Origin of the sequence: Gordonia cholesterolivorans (genome assembly GCF_039531975.1) — a bacterium.
Classification (GTDB): domain Bacteria; phylum Actinomycetota; class Actinomycetes; order Mycobacteriales; family Mycobacteriaceae; genus Gordonia; species Gordonia sihwensis.
This window is the reverse complement of the sequence record NZ_BAAARB010000003.1, coordinates 1-14,632: the sequence shown is the minus strand read 5'-3', so window position 1 is coordinate 14,632 and position 14,632 is coordinate 1. Positions and strand designations below refer to the sequence as shown.

At 67.4% G+C, this 14,632-nt stretch carries 14 protein-coding genes, 1 tRNA gene and 1 other RNA gene; 12 read left to right on the top strand and 4 right to left on the bottom strand.

Translation table 11 applies throughout. From position 1 onward, the window contains the following. Positions 1-11 precede the first annotated feature (11 nt). The 7 genes from ftsE (at position 12) to ABFX36_RS03390 (ending at position 5,817) form a co-directional block, all read left to right on the top strand. Positions 12-698: a cell division ATP-binding protein FtsE gene (gene ftsE / locus ABFX36_RS03420; protein ID WP_006898288.1), complete on the top strand. Its 687-nt coding sequence runs from the start codon at positions 12-14 to the stop codon at positions 696-698. A 38-nt stretch (positions 699-736) separates the two neighbouring features. Continuing rightward, positions 737-1,642, top strand: a complete 906-nt coding sequence (gene ftsX / locus ABFX36_RS03415) for a permease-like cell division protein FtsX (RefSeq protein ID WP_006898289.1) — start codon at positions 737-739, stop codon at positions 1,640-1,642. Positions 1,643-1,671: 29 nt separating this feature from the next. Next, positions 1,672-2,145: an SsrA-binding protein SmpB gene (smpB, locus tag ABFX36_RS03410; protein WP_006898290.1), complete on the top strand. Its 474-nt coding sequence runs from the start codon at positions 1,672-1,674 to the stop codon at positions 2,143-2,145. A 3-nt stretch (positions 2,146-2,148) separates the two neighbouring features. Continuing rightward, on the top strand, positions 2,149-2,904 hold the full coding sequence (locus ABFX36_RS03405) for an alpha-amylase family protein (RefSeq protein WP_062367803.1): 756 nt from the start codon (positions 2,149-2,151) through the stop codon (positions 2,902-2,904). Between the two features lie 95 nt (positions 2,905-2,999). Further along, positions 3,000-3,372: a transfer-messenger RNA gene (gene ssrA, locus ABFX36_RS03400) on the top strand. 81 nt (positions 3,373-3,453) lie between these two features. Beyond that, a complete protein-coding gene (locus ABFX36_RS03395) occupies positions 3,454-3,975 on the top strand; it encodes a hypothetical protein (RefSeq protein ID WP_346074909.1) in 522 nt (173 codons plus the stop codon). A 105-nt stretch (positions 3,976-4,080) separates the two neighbouring features. Beyond that, positions 4,081-5,817: a penicillin-binding transpeptidase domain-containing protein gene (locus tag ABFX36_RS03390; RefSeq protein WP_346074907.1), complete on the top strand. Its 1,737-nt coding sequence runs from the start codon at positions 4,081-4,083 to the stop codon at positions 5,815-5,817. A gap of 195 nt (positions 5,818-6,012) precedes the next feature. Here the strand turns inward: ABFX36_RS03390 and ABFX36_RS03385 are convergent, their stop codons facing one another. Beyond that, positions 6,013-7,035: an alpha/beta hydrolase family protein gene (locus ABFX36_RS03385; RefSeq protein WP_231875756.1), complete on the bottom strand. Its 1,023-nt coding sequence runs from the start codon at positions 7,033-7,035 to the stop codon at positions 6,013-6,015. A gap of 95 nt (positions 7,036-7,130) precedes the next feature. Next, positions 7,131-8,777: a long-chain fatty acid--CoA ligase gene (locus ABFX36_RS03380; RefSeq protein WP_346074905.1), complete on the bottom strand. Its 1,647-nt coding sequence runs from the start codon at positions 8,775-8,777 to the stop codon at positions 7,131-7,133. Positions 8,778-8,925: 148 nt separating this feature from the next. Between ABFX36_RS03380 and ABFX36_RS03375 the strand changes: the two genes are divergently transcribed. Both ABFX36_RS03375 and ABFX36_RS03370 read left to right on the top strand, forming a co-directional pair. Continuing rightward, a complete protein-coding gene (locus tag ABFX36_RS03375; protein ID WP_006898296.1) occupies positions 8,926-9,504 on the top strand; it encodes a TetR/AcrR family transcriptional regulator in 579 nt (192 codons plus the stop codon). Positions 9,505-9,523: 19 nt separating this feature from the next. Then, the gene (locus ABFX36_RS03370; RefSeq protein WP_045538586.1) at positions 9,524-10,291 is read left to right on the top strand and encodes an SDR family NAD(P)-dependent oxidoreductase; all 768 of its coding nucleotides are present in this window, start codon (positions 9,524-9,526) and stop codon (positions 10,289-10,291) included. Between the two features lie 33 nt (positions 10,292-10,324). On the opposite strand, the gene ABFX36_RS03365 is transcribed toward ABFX36_RS03370, so the two are convergent. Further along, entirely contained in the window at positions 10,325-10,681 is a 357-nt protein-coding gene (locus ABFX36_RS03365; RefSeq protein WP_062367801.1) for a DUF488 domain-containing protein, read from the bottom strand. 33 nt (positions 10,682-10,714) lie between these two features. Continuing rightward, positions 10,715-11,374, bottom strand: a complete 660-nt coding sequence (locus ABFX36_RS03360) for an alpha/beta hydrolase (RefSeq protein ID WP_062367800.1) — start codon at positions 11,372-11,374, stop codon at positions 10,715-10,717. A 42-nt stretch (positions 11,375-11,416) separates the two neighbouring features. Here ABFX36_RS03360 and pgm point away from each other — a divergent pair, with 42 nt between their 5' ends. The 3 genes from pgm to ABFX36_RS03345 all read left to right on the top strand — a co-directional run bounded on the left by pgm (position 11,417) and on the right by ABFX36_RS03345 (position 13,999). Next, on the top strand, positions 11,417-13,057 hold the full coding sequence (pgm, locus tag ABFX36_RS03355) for a phosphoglucomutase (alpha-D-glucose-1,6-bisphosphate-dependent) (RefSeq protein WP_346074901.1): 1,641 nt from the start codon (positions 11,417-11,419) through the stop codon (positions 13,055-13,057). A 30-nt stretch (positions 13,058-13,087) separates the two neighbouring features. Further along, complete coding sequence (locus ABFX36_RS03350) at positions 13,088-13,816, top strand: DsbA family protein (protein WP_222111166.1); 729 nt, start codon at positions 13,088-13,090, stop codon at positions 13,814-13,816. 110 nt (positions 13,817-13,926) lie between these two features. After that, positions 13,927-13,999, top strand: a tRNA-Ala gene (locus ABFX36_RS03345). Positions 14,000-14,632 lie beyond the last annotated feature (633 nt).

Below are 14,632 nucleotides of genomic sequence, written 5' to 3'. Positions count from 1 at the left end.
ACTTGGCTACCGTGATCAAGCTGACGAATGTGACGATGCAATACGCAGCGTCTTCTCGCCCCGCGCTGGACGATCTGTCGCTGGAGGTCGAGAAGGGGGAATTCGCCTTCCTGATCGGTCCGTCGGGTTCCGGTAAGTCGACCTTCTTCCGGCTGCTGCTCAAGGAGGACAAGCCGACGTCCGGCGACGTGTACGTGGGGGATTTCCACGTGAACAAGCTCCGCAGCCGGGAGGTCCCGAAGCTCCGTCAGTCCATCGGCTGCGTCTTTCAGGACTTCCGCCTGCTGCAGCAGAAGACGGTGGCCGACAACGTGGCCTTCGCGCTCGAAGTGATCGGCAAGCCCGCGTCCACGATCCGGGAGGCGGTACCCGAGACCCTGGAGTATGTGGGTCTCTCGGGCAAGTCGGACCGGATGCCGCACGAGCTGTCCGGTGGTGAGATGCAGCGGGTGGCGATCGCGCGAGCCATCGTCAATCGTCCGGCCCTGCTCCTGGCCGACGAGCCCACCGGAAACCTCGACCCGGAGACCAGCGAGGAGATCGTCGAGGTTCTCGACCGTGTCAATCGCGGCGGCACCACCGTCGTCATGGCCACTCACGACCGCCACATCGTCGACGCGATGCGGCGCCGCGTGGTGGAGTTCGACAACGGGACCCTGGTGCGCAACGACGAGCACGGCGTCTACGGCATCGGCTGACACTTGACCTTCCACAGGCGGGAAACCAAAGGCATCACATGCGCTTGAACTTCATCTTCGGCGAGGTCTTCAACGGCTTCCGCCGCAACATCACCATGACCGTCGCGATGGTGCTCACCACGGCGATCACCCTCGGCATGCTCGGCGGCGGTCTGCTCGTGATCCAGATGGCCAACAAGAGCCAGAAGATCTTCCTCGACCGCGTCGAGATGCAGTTCTTCATCAACGACGCGGTCACCGCGAAGGATCCGAACTGCCTCGAGGCTCCGTGCACCACACTGCGCACCGACCTGGAGTCGGAGCCGGGAGTGGCGTCGGTGACGTTCATCAGCCAGGAGCAGGCGTACAAGACGGCCAAGGAGTCGTGGGAGAAGGACTCGCCCGAGCTCGCCGACTTCATCCGCAAGGAGGCGTACCAGGGAGCGCTGCGCGTGCGGATGGCCGATCCCGACCGCTTCGGCGCGGTGCTCGACAAGTACTCGCGGGCCGAGGGCGTCGACGGAGTCCTCGATCAACGTGACCTGGTCAAACGTATCTTCAGCGTGCTCGACGGGGCTCGCAACGCGGCCTTCGCCATCGCCGCGGTCCTGGCCGTGGCCGCGATCCTGCTGATCGTCAACACCGTGCAGATCGCGGCCTATACGAGACGGACGGAGGTGTCGATCATGCGGCTGGTCGGCGCCACCAGGTGGTACACCCAGCTGCCCTTCCTGCTGGAGGCGGTGATCGCCGCGGTGGTCGGAGCGCTGCTGGCCATCGGCGGGCTGTTCCTGGCGAAGATATTCTTCTTCGACAAAGCGCTCGAAGACCTCTACGGTGTGAACATCCTGGCGCGCATCACGTCGGCGGACGTGTGGTTCGTGTCGCCGTGGCTGCTGTTGTCGGGCATCGTGCTCGCCGGCGTCACCGCGTACGGCACCTTGCGCGTCTATGTCCGTGAATGACGACTACATGAAGAATTCGGAGGTCTGCCGTGCCCAGGGATAAGGGTAAGTCGGTGATCGCGACGAACCGGAAGGCTCGGCACAACTACACGATTCTCGAGACCTTCGAGGCGGGGATGGTTCTCCAGGGGACCGAGGTCAAGGCGCTGCGCGAGGGCAAGGCGTCACTGGTCGACGCCTTCGCGACGATCGACGACGGCGAGGTATGGCTCAACGCCGTGCACATCGCCGAATACGGCAGCGGCACCTGGACCAACCACGCCCCCCGACGCAAGCGCAAATTGCTGATGCACCGTCGTGAGATCGACGGGCTCATCGGCAAGCTGCGCGACGGAAATCTGACGCTGGTTCCACTGTCGATGTACTTCTCCGACGGTTACGCAAAGGTGGAGCTGGCGCTCGCCAAGGGCAAGCAGGCGCACGACAAGCGCCGCGACATCGCCGAGCGGACCGCCAAACGCGAGGTGGAGCGGACTCTCGGCCGGCGCGTCAAGGGAATGTAGCGGTTGGCGGTTCCGCGCAGACTCTCCGGCATCGCGCTGACGCTTGTGGTCGCGGCGCTCACGGCCGCGGGCTGCGCCGACCGGGCACCGCAGGCGCAAGCGGTTCCCGAGGTGGGCTGGCTCGTCGCCGACCATTCGTGCGCGCCAGATCGGGTGCGGGCTCAAGCCGACGCTGTGGTGCGCACCGGTCTGCGCGACGTGGGGTTCCGCGAGTTGTTCATCGATTGCAATGACGAGGATCGCGCCCGGATCGACGCCGACTCGGGCGTTCGCGCCGATCTGGCCTCGCTCGGACTGCACATGCATCCGCTCCCGTCCGCGCAGCGACGCACGGCCGTCGACGCCGCGGCCGCTACTCCGTCCGGGCTCCGGACGGCGGTGACGCGGCGGGTGATGAGGGCCGAGCCCCTGGTGGTGACCGGAGATCTGCCCGCCGTGCCCCGTGGCACGGTCGAGATGCTCCGGAACCCGGAGATCGGTGAGTTGGTCCGCGATCGCCGTGCGGCACCGGGCGCCGAGGTGAACGGCGATCCCGAGACGTACTCGCGGGCGATCGGTGAGCGGGGACTGCTGGTGTCGTTCACCAACACCGGACCCGTCGGCCGTGACATGTCGATCCCGATCGCCGATCTCGGCCTGGCCGGCGACGACGTGGTTCCGGCGCGTGAGGTCTGGTCCGGACGCCGCATCAAGGCCGAGGACGGGGAACTCACCATTCGGGTAGGAGCGGGCGACGCGGCACTGCTGCGGATCGGCTGAGCGACCCGAATGACGTCGCGACGAATACCGGGATGATTCTGTCGTCTCCGTTGGTTATGATTAGGTGTCCGCCAAAATCTGGAGGGCACCCCCTCGGGGCCGATCGGTTTCGACTACGTGCATCGAGGTGGGGGAAGCGTGTCGGTGCAGGCTAGAGACCACCGTAAGCGTCGCAGCAACCAATTAAGCGCCGATTCCAATCAGCGCGACTACGCTCTCGCTGCCTGATCAGCGAGGCTAGTCTGTCGGCCCGGTTCTAAGTTCCCGGAACCGGATGCCGGCATCAGCTAGGGAACTCACTGTCGCCGCCGGTCGCAGGCGTCGGCAGGACATCCAAAAGCGACTGGGATCGTCATCCCGGCTTGTTCGCGAGACCGGGAGATCCGAGTAGAGACACAGCGGACTGCACACGGAGAAGCCCCACTGAAGTGACGGAGGACCCGGGTTCAATTCCCGGCGGCTCCACGAGGTAAGGCCCCCGGTCGTCACCGACCGGGGGCCTTACTCATATCCGGCAGCTCATATCCGGCAGATCGCTAGGCTGCGTTGATGCAGATCACGAAGTGGATCGGGACCGCGAGCTGGTGGGTATTCGTCGTCGCTCGTCTCGTGGGAGAGATGGGAGAGCCGGTCGCCGGGACATCGCGCGATTTCGTCGGCTTCCTGCGGGTCGGCGGTGGATGGACCGCGTACACGCCGCTCACCGATGCGATCGCGACGAGGAACGTCGACACCGCCGCACCGAATGCGCTGATGCTGATCTCGCTGATCGCACTGGCAGTCACGGTGGATGCGGGAGTGGTGCAGGCCGTGCTCAGTCGCCGTCTGCTCGTCGGCGTGATCGCGGTCGCGGCGCCGGTCGTCGGAGGTGTACTGGTCCTGGGGGGTCTCTACCACCGGACTGGGGCCGCAGGCGCAGTGCAACTCTCGTCGCTGTCGGTATTCGCCCTGATACTGACCGCCGTGGCTGTTCGCGGTCTCGGTACACAGCTCGGTGCGTATGGGAATCGGGCCGGGGCCGCGGCGCAGGCCGGACGAGGAGCGGACTCGACCGGCGGAGGATCCGCCTGACGGGGACGTCGTGTTCTTGCAGGTCGGCGACGGTGTGGTCGAGAAGACAGTGCGGTGGCTGCTCGTGAGTTGCTCTGCCGGCCCGTGTCTCGGTTGACTTGAGAGATGCGCAGAATCGCCGTGGGCGTCGTCCTCATCCTGCTCGTCGCGCTCGCTACAGCGTGCGGAAGTGACCCGTCGCCGGCTCAGCGGCTGGCGGACGCGCTGAACGGCCGCGACATGACCGCCGCCGCCTCGGTGACCGACGATCCGGCGTCGGCAGAGAAGGCGTTCACAGCCAGCTTCGACGGGATGGGCGAGGCCAAGGTTCACGTGAGTGTCGGCGGCGAGGACGACGACGAACTGAACTGGTCGTGGTCGCTGCCGCACGGCCGGACCGTCGACTACACCACATCGGTCGCGGAGACGGGCGGCAAAGTCCGCTGGACGCCGCAGCTGATTCATCGAGACCTCAAGCCCGGCGCTCGTCTGCTCTACAGCGATGACAAGACCTACGACGTCCCGGTCGTCGACCGGTCCGGTCGCGACCTCCTCACCTGGCAGGAGGTCACGGTGGTCTCGCTCGCCCCGGATCGGTCCGGGTCTGCGGAGGCACTCGCCGCGCGACTGCGGCCGGTGGCGCCGACGGTCACCGCAGCATCCGTTCGCGCAGACGTCAAAGGAAAGAAGGAACCGACCACGATCGTGACACTGCGCGCCGCGGACGCGAAGAAGGCCGGGGACCTCGCTTCCATTCCCGGCGTCACAGTCCGCAAGGAGGGACGCCTGCTCACCGCGTCGAAGGACCTGCGCTCTCCCGCGGTCGCCGGCCTCGAGGAGCAGTGGCGGAAATCGATCGACGCGGCGGCCGGCGCCACCGTGGCGATCGCCGACGCCGAGGGGAACCCGATCGGGCGCGTGAAGACATTCGACGGCCGGACTCCCGAGCGGGTGGAGACCACTCTCGACGTCACCCTCCAGCGTGCGGCGAATGCCGCGGTCGCCACTTCGCGTCGCCCGACGATGCTGGTCGCGATCCGGCCGTCGACCGGAGGGATCCTGGCGGTGGCGCAGAACGAGGGAGCCGACCGGCAGGGGCCGGTGGCGTTGAGCGGTCTGTACCCGCCGGGCTCCACGTTCAAGACGGTCACCACGCTGGCCGCACTCGATGCCGGCGTCACGAAGCCCGATGCGATACTGCCGTGTCCCGGAAAGAAGCGGATCGGCGATCGCGTCATTCCGAACGAGAACGAGTTCGATCTCGGTGCCGTGCCGCTGCACACCGCGTTCTCGCGCTCGTGCAATACGACGATGGCGGCGCTGTCGGCCGAGTTGTCCGATACCGCGCTCACCGACACTGCGCGCTCGCTCGGGCTCGGCGTCGATTACACGATCCCCGGGCTCACCAGCGTGACAGGCGCGGTCCCCGCAGCGAAGACCACTGCGGCGAAGGTCGAGAACGGGATCGGGCAGGGCACGGTCACCGCCTCGCCGTTCGGCATGGCGCTCGCGGAAGCGAGCCTCGCCGCGCGTCACACCGTCACGCCCACGTTGATCCAGGGACGCGCCACCGGGGAGAGTGCACGGCCGTCGGAGATCTCGGCGTCGGCGGCCGCCGCACTCCGGACGATGATGCGCGAGACCGTCAGTTCCGGCACGGCGACCGCCCTGCGCGACATTCCGGGGCTCGGAGGCAAGACGGGGACGGCCGAGTTCGGCGACAACACCCACTCGCACGGCTGGTTCGCCGGCATCGACGGCGACCTCGCCTTCGCGACCCTCGTCGTCGGCGGTGACAGCTCGGCGCCCGCGGTGCAGGTGAGCGGCGAGTTCCTGCGGGCGGCGAAAGCGGATCTGCCCTGACCCGGAGAAGCGAAGTGCCCCGCCGTGGGCGGGGCACTTCGTCGAATCGGAGCGGCGCTTACTGAACGCCGGAGAAGACGGTCTTCAGAAGCTCGAACACGTGAGGATGCTCAACGATTGCCGTCCACAGTGCTGCGTCCATAGGTATCTCGCCTTTCTAAGGGGATTCGAGGCTTACATCCCCACTTTACGTGGTCATTGCGAATGCCGTTTCGCGAAGACGCGCAGCGCGTCCAAATAGCCCGGTGCGTACACCGAAGACGGCGCGAACCTGGTGCGTGCCGCGACACGGAAATCGTCTCGGTACTCGATTCCCTCCCGCGTGATGCTGTGCGTGGCGTCGTCGAACCGCTTCACGGTCAGCAGATCCGGCCGGACGGTGCGGCGGTAGACGGACTCGGTCTCGTCCACGTCGACGGTGCGGTCGTCGCCCCCGAGCACCAATAGGAGCGGAACTGCGATGCGCGGCAGGGACGCCGTCGCATCCGACCGGAGGTTGCGTTCGGCGAACCCCCACTGCGCGGGGGGCATCGGCTCCGGATCGATCCCGGAACGCCGGTACGCGGCGTACCCGGCACCCTCTTCCAACAGGCGCACCCGCTGGGCCCGGCGTGCCAGTTCCGCCGACGCCTCCGGAGCCGGGGCGCCGTGTGCGGACAGGTCGGACCGCAGCGCGAACTCGTGCTGCCGGAGCCAGTTGACCGCCGGCCCCACCAGGACGGCGAATCGCACGTCATTGCGCGCCGCGAGCACCTCGGGCACCACCCATCCGGCCTGTCCGTCGCCCCAGACGCCGATGCGGGTGGTATCGATGTCGGGGCGCGTGTAGGCCCACGAGACAGCGGCCTCGACCTCCGTCTCACGGTCGTGCATCGATTGGTCGAGCCAGTCTCCGGGCGCGCCGCCGACCCCCGGTTTGTCCCACGACAGCGTTGCGAATCCGGCCTTCGCGTACGCGTCCCAGAGCGGCTTGTAGGTGTCGTCGCGACTGGCGTTCGCCGGTCCGTCACCGTGGACGAACACCACGAGCCCGTGCGGTCCCTCGCTGTTGACAGGCGTCGCGAGCACCGCGTGCAGTTCGCCGCGGGGACCTTCGATCGTGACCCGTTCCTCGTGGATCGCGAAATCGCCCGCCACCAGGATCCACACGGTACCGCCGAGGACGAGCGCTGCGATCGTGCCGAGCGCCGCCAACGCCAGCTTCTTCCTGCGGCTCACTCAGGCGAGTCTAGACGGCGGTCGCCGCGCACTCGAAGGGCCGACCGTCGCGTGGACGGTCGGGCCTTCGAGAGCGGGTGGCCTGCGGGCGGCGTCTACGCGTCGGGCTCGCCGAGCACCGTGTAGTCGCCGTCGGCGTAGTGCTGACGGACGCGCTTCTTGTCGAACTTGCCGACCGAGGTCTTGGGAACCTCGGTGACGAACGACCACCGCTCGGGGATCTGCCAGCGCGGGATGCGGTCCTCGAGGAACTTGCGGTGCGCCTCCACGTCGGCGTCCGCTTCATCGCGGACCACCGCGAGCACGAACGGCCGCTCGTCCCACTTGGCGTCCGGGACGCCGATGACGGTCGCTTCCACCACCGCCGGATTCGACGCGATCACGTTCTCCAGTTCCACCGACGAGATCCACTCGCCTCCGGTCTTGATGATGTCTTTGGCGCGGTCGACGATCGTCATGTACCCGTCGGGTGTGATGGTCGCGACGTCGCCGGTGCGCAGCCAGCCGTCGTCGAACTTCGACGGATCGGCGACGTTGCCGTCGGGCTGGTAGTACGAGCCGGTGATCCACGGGCCGGACACCTCCAGTTCACCGCGAGCCTCGCCGTCCCACGGCTGCTCCTGGCCGTCGTCGCCGACGATCCGTGCGGCGACCGGAGCGGGGAAGCGGCCCTGGGTGACCCGATAGGCGAATGCGGCGTCCTCGTCCTCGACGCCGGCCGGGGGCCGGGAGATGGTCCCCAGCGGGGAGGTCTCGGTCATGCCCCAGGCGTGCACGATCTTGACGCCGTAACCGTCGAACTTGGTGATCATCGACGGCGGGACCGCCGCACCGCCGACGACCACCTCGCGCAGGTGGGTGATGTCCTGCGGCTTCGCATCGAGCAGTGCCGACACACCCTGCCAGATGGTCGGCACCGCGGCGGCGAGCGTCGGGCGGGTCTCGACCATCATCGCCAGCAGCGGCTCCGGCTGCAGGAAGCGGTCGGGCATCACCAGGGTCGCGCCGGCCATCATCGCCGCGTACGGCAGCCCCCACGACATGACGTGGAACATCGGGACGATCGCGAGCATCGTGTCGTGATTCGACAGACCCATGCCGCTCGTCGACGTCCCGAGGAGCGAATGCAGGTAGATGCTGCGGTGCGAGTAGACGACTCCCTTCGGGTCGCCGGTGGTACCCGAGGTGTAACACATGACGGCGGCGTCGGTCTCGTCGAGCTTCGGCCAGTCGTAGGTCGTCGGCTCGCCGGCGATCAAATCGTCGTAGGCGTGCACGGTGACGCCTTCGGGTGCGGTCAGCGACTCGACGGGGCCGTTCGCCACGACGACGTGCTTCACATTGGGTGTGCCGGTCAGATACTGCGACAGCATCGGCGCGACGGACGCGTCGACGAAGATCACCTTGTCGTCGGCGTGATTGATGATGAATACGGCCTGCTCGGGCGAGAGTCGCAGGTTCAGGGTGTGCAGAACGGCGCCCATCGACGGCACGCCCGCGTACAGCGCCTGATGCTCGGTGTTGTTCCACATGAAGGTCGCGACCCGATCGCCCCTGGCGACGCCCAGCTTGGTCAGCGCGTTGGCGATCTGTGCGCCCTGGTCGCCGATGTCGGCGAACGAGGCCTCACGGGTGCCCTCTCCGGTCCAGGTGATCACCTTCGCCTCGGGGAACACTCGACGGCTGTACTCGACCAACCCCGAGATCAACAGATCTCCGTGCTGCATCGTCGTCTGGACCATGTGCTGTCTCCTTCACGCTGTTCGCACGCGCAGTGCCACCGGAATGTCGATGATGTGAATCGGTTCACTCTCGTGATCGATTGTTCCCCGAACTACAGTCAAATTATGCATCATTTCGTTCGAATGATGCAGAGGCGGGAGATTGACGGTGATCGATCCGGAGGTCGTCCTCGACGCGGCGCGTGAGGTCTTCATCGCGGACGGCGGGATCGAGGTCGGGGAACTGGCTCAGACAGTGGGTGTGAACCGGACCACACTCTACCGTCGATGGGGTGGGCGCGACGGCTTGTTGGCCGAGGTCATCTGGTCGATCACCGAGCCGACGATCGCCGCCGCCGCACGGCGCGCACCTGGTCGCGGAGCGGAGAAGATCGCGAGAACGATGGGGGAGTTCGCCGCCATCGTCAACGGCTCGGTGCATTTCGGAACGTTTCTGCGACGGGAGCCCGAGCGGGCGCTCCGACTGATGACCACGCACGCCGGTGGCGTCCAGCCGCGCATCGTCGGCAAGATCCGCGAACTGGTGCAGGCGGAGATCGATGCGGGGGAGATGTCCTCGCCGCTGCCGATCGACGATCTGGCACTCATCCTCGTCCGCATCACCGAGACGTTCGTCTACACCAATCTCATCACCGGTCGCGAGCCGGACGCGGCGAAGGCGTCGCAGGCCTGTGCCGCCATTCTCGGCGTCGGACTGCTATCCGACGACCCGAACGAAATCACCTGAGAGCAAGGAGATCACAGCCATGTCGACAATCCTCGACACCTTCCGTCTCGACGGCAGGGTCGCCCTCGTGACCGGCGCGTCCAGCGGACTCGGCGTCGGCTTCGCGAAGGCGCTCGCCGACGTCGGCGCCGACGTGGTCCTGGCCGCGCGGCGCGCGGACCGCCTCGCCGACACCGAGGCCGCGATCGAGGGTATGGGACGGCGTGCGCTCGCCGTCACCACCGACGTCTCCGACCCCGAGCAGTGCACCGCCGCGGTCGACGCGGCGATGGCCGAGTTCGGGCGCGTCGATGTGCTCGTCAACAATGCCGGCGTCGGCTGGTCCGCGCCGGCGCTGCGCGAGAAGCCCGAGGACTTCCGCCGGGTGATGGAGATCAACGTCAACGGCTCGTACTGGATGGCCCAGGCGTGTGCCCGGGTGATGCGGCCGGGCAGTTCGATCGTCAACCTCGCGAGCGTGCTGGGACTCACCTCGGTGCTGATGCCGCAGGCCGCGTACTCGGCCAGCAAGTCCGCGGTCATCGGTCTCACCCGCGACCTCGCGCAACAGTGGACTCCCCGCAAGGGCATCCGGGTGAACGCGCTGGCGCCGGGCTACTTCGAGTCGGAGATGACCGGCGAGTTCGCCGAGGGCGTCCTGGACGAGTACGTGGTTCCGCGCACGCTGTTCGGCCGGATCGGGAATCCGGGGGAACTCGACTCCGCGCTGGTCTTCCTCGCGTCGGACGCCAGCAGTTACATCTCGGGTCTCACGCTGCCCGTGGACGGTGGGATGCTGACGAACTGACGGTCCGGCCAGACTCGGCGGGCCAGCGCTCGCTCAGCGGACGCCGTGGTCGGCGAGCGCCGCGACGATCGTCGGGACGTGACTGGTGGACGGGTCCTTGGTGGCCGTCGCGAGCTCCAGGTCGCCGTCGGTTCCGAGGCGCACCAGTTCGGCGAGCGCGTCGGCCTGCGGTCCCGGCTCGTCCAATTCCGCTCGATAGCGTGCGGAGAACGCGTCGTACTCGTCGGGGTGCGCGTGATACCACTTGCGCAGATCGTTCGACGGGGCCACCTCTTTGAGCCAGCGGCCGATGCGAGGGTCGTCCTTGTGCACTCCGCGCGGCCACAGTCGGTCGACGAAGACGCGGTGGTCGTCGGGGGCGTCGTAGACGCGGGCGATGGAGACGGTCACGTGGGTGTCCTTTCGCCGGTGGTGATTCCGACGTTACGCCGTCGTGCCCGCGACCGAGCGACGGTCGGCGGCCAGTGCGTCGGCGACGAACCGCAGGGCGCTGCCCTGCCAGAGCCCGATGTGGTCGAGCATCGGATGGCCGCCGTCGGGCACCGCGAGGTATTCGGCGTCGAGTCCGCGGGCCGCGAGCTCGGCGATGCCTTTCGCGGTGCGCCGGGCCCGCGTGACGGTGTCGGCCTCCCCGTGCACGGCGCGAACCCGTGCGCCGGGGTGGATCTGCCGCCAGTCGGCGAACTGCCACCACGGCGCGAGGGCGAGGATGTCGGTGACCCGCTCGTCGTCGCCCAACTGCGCGGCGATCCGGCCGCCCATCGAATGGCCGATGACGGCGATCGGGACGCCCGGGTAGTCGGCCGCGAGACGGTCGAGAGCGGCCCGGGCGTGGGGCATCGGGCTGGCCTGTCCGCCGTTCCAGCCGTAGACCCGGTACTGCGCCTGACGGACGCGGACCCGCGTGCCGAAACGCATCTGGATCGACGCGGTGAACGGGTACATCCGCAGCGCCGAGCCCTGAGCTCGGGAGAAGGGCCGGTAGCTGAAATCGGTTCCGCCGGGGAGCACGAGAACGGCCAGTTCCGGATCGCGGACGGCGGCGCGCACCGGTGTCAACAGCATGTTCGCCAACTGCAGCATTCGCCCAGACTATCCGGAGAAACCGGTGGCAGAATCGACGGCATGGCACACCCGAGAGCAGGAACGCCCGCGACCGCAGACGACCTCATCGACGTGGCAGCCGTCGAACGCGCCTACTACGACATCACCCCCGACCCCGCGAACCCCGACCAGCGAGTGGTCTTCGGCACGTCCGGGCATCGCGGATCGAGTCTGGACGGCGCGTTCAACGAGGCGCACGTGCTGGCGATGACGCAGGCCATCGTCGAACACCGGCGGAAGGCGGGCGTCACGGGGCCGGTGTTCATCGGCTTCGACACGCACGCGCTGTCGATGCCCGCGTGGCGGTCGGCGCTGGAGGTGCTCGTCGGCAACGAGGTCACCGTGTTCACCGCCGACGGTGACGAGTTCACGCCGACGCCCGCGGTGTCGCGCGCCATCCTGCGGTTCAACTCGGAGGAACTCGGGGCGGTGGCCGACGGGATCGTCGTCACGCCGTCGCACAACCCGCCCGCCGACGGCGGATTCAAGTACAACCCACCCAGCGGCGGACCGGCCGACACCGACATCACCTCGGCGATCGCGGCCCGGGCGAACGAACTGCTGGCGGACGGGCTGTCGGGCGTCCGGCGGGTGCCCTTCGAGCGAGCGCGGCGGTCGGAGCGGGTGATCGACTACCCCTTCCTGGGCGAGTACGTCACGGCGCTCGGCGAGGTGGTCGACATGGACGCGATCCGCGCCGCCGACGTCCGGATCGGCGCCGACCCACTCGGCGGGGCATCGGTGGCCTACTGGGGCGAGATCAAGGACTACTACCGTCTCGACTCGATGACCGTGGTGAACCCGAAGACCGACCCGGCGTTCGGTTTCATGACGCTCGACACCGACGGCAAGATCCGGATGGACTGCAGCTCACCCAATGCGATGGCCTCGCTGATCGCGGCGCGAGAGTCGTACGACATCGCCACCGGCAACGACGCGGACGCCGACCGGCACGGCATCGTCACCGCCGACGCCGGGCTGATGAACCCGAACCACTACCTGGCGGTGGCGATCGACTATCTGTTCACTCACCGTGAGGAATGGAGCGAGGCGGCGGCAGTGGGCAAGACCCTCGTCTCGTCGTCCCTGATCGATCGGGTGGCCGCGGGGCTGGGCCGCACGCTCGTCGAGGTGCCCGTCGGATTCAAGTACTTCGTCGACGGTCTGCTCGATGGCACCATCGCATTCGGCGGTGAGGAGAGTGCCGGAGCCTCTTTCCTGACGGTGGCCGGCCGCCCGTGGTCGACGGACAAGGACGGACTCATCATGGATCTGCTCGCCTGCGAGATCCTGGCCGTCACCGGGCGCACTCCGTCACAGCGGTACCGCGAACTGGCCGAGGAGTACGGTGAATCCGCGTATGCGCGCATCGATGCGCCGGCCGATCGAGAGCAGAAGGCGCGGCTGGCGGCGCTGTCGGCCGACCAGGTGCACGCCGATGCACTGGCCGGCGAGCCCATCGCCGCCATTCTCACCGAGGCGCCGGGCAACGGTGCGCCGATCGGGGGACTCAAGGTGACCACGGAGAACGCCTGGTTCGCGGCGCGTCCGTCGGGGACCGAGGACGTGTACAAGATCTACGCGGAGTCGTTCCGCGGCGCCGACCATCTCGCCGAGGTGCAGTCGGAGGCGCAGTCGCTGGTCGATTCGGTGCTCGGCTGATCCTGGACGGGTCCCGCTAAGGTCGACATCGTGACGAACGGTGACAAGCCCCGCGAGAACCCCGACTACCAGCCGCAGTCCGCCGGCCCGTCGTCGTATCTGTTCATCGGGATCGGACTGCTGGTGGTCGCCGCGCTGGTGATCGGTGGCTTCATCTGGATGACGCACAAGACGTATCCGCCGGTCGACGACAAGGTCCTCGCCGAGAACGCCTCGTTCATCGTCGGAGAGAAGGCGGCTCCGGAGACCATCGACGTGTTCGAGGACTTCCACTGCGAGCACTGCAAGAAGTTCGAGCAGCAGTCGGGCGCCGCGATCCAGCAGGCGGTCGTCGACGGCAAGGTTCGCGTGCGCTATCACATGCTGAACTTCCTCGACAAGGATTCCGGGTCGGGCGACTACTCCTCGCGGTCGGCCGGTGCGGTCCTGTGCGTCGCGCGCAACGACGGCCGCGACGTCTTCTGGAAGCTGCACTCGCAGCTGTTCGAGAAGTCGGGAGACGACCTGACGAATCAGCAGATCGCCGACCTCGCCGCCGCCGACGGCGCCGGTGCGGCGACGCGAGACTGTATCGCCTCCGGACGACTGGTCGACGAGGCACGGGCGATGTCGGACGCGTCGAAGCAACAGCTGAGCAACTCCACCGAGGGGCAGGTCGCCACCCCGACTGTCCTGCTGGCCGGCAAGCAGGTGGAGAACATCATGGACGGCACCGCATGGCTCGACAAGATCATCGCGGGCCAGAAGCCCACTGGGTAGTGCCGGCCGGCAAGTGCCGCCGACCAGCGGATTTGGCCGGGTGATGCGCGTGCGGTAACTTAGCTAGCGCACTCGGAGAGGCGAACGATCCGGTGCGCACAAGTGAACACGGGGCTATGGCGCAGCTGGTAGCGCACCACACTGGCAGTGTGGGGGTCAGGGGTTCGAGTCCCCTTAGCTCCACCGTAGGAAACCCGCTCTGACCTCGGTCAGAGTGGGTTTCGTCGTTGGTGGGGTCGTTGCCTACCCCGCCGGATTGCCTAGCTATCGCCTACGGCCTTGGAAAATATCTCGGCGGCGGCCTTGTGCCGGTCGTCGGACACCCGCCGTGGGCGGCGATGGTCATTCGCTCGCTGTGGCCGTGCCAGACGACGACTGGAGACCACCGAACAGGACCGACTATCTACCCTCGACGTCACGCAACGCGGGCCCCTCTGCCTCGGCGTGGTCGAGAAGTCGGGTCACCGCCTTGCGAGGCCGGACGGATCGCCGGTCCGGGATGGCAGTGTAGTCGCCCTCCGATCTTGTGGAGCTAAGGGGACTCGAACCCCTGATCCCCACATGCCAGTGTGAAAGACATTGTGCGCGGGTGGCTTTCGCGTCGCTCGGTGTCTCATCTACCGGGACTTGCACGTCCTCGGGCATCGGCGCGTGGCCTGCCGCCGCAGGACACGGTTAGGACGCACTAACCTCGGGCTTTCATCGCTGAATTCGCCTGACCTGCCGTTTTCATGAAGAAAGGTGCTCTGAGCTGCAATAATTGTTGTTGCGAAACGACAATCACAAGCAGGGCAAGGAGCACCTTTCTGGTGAAGA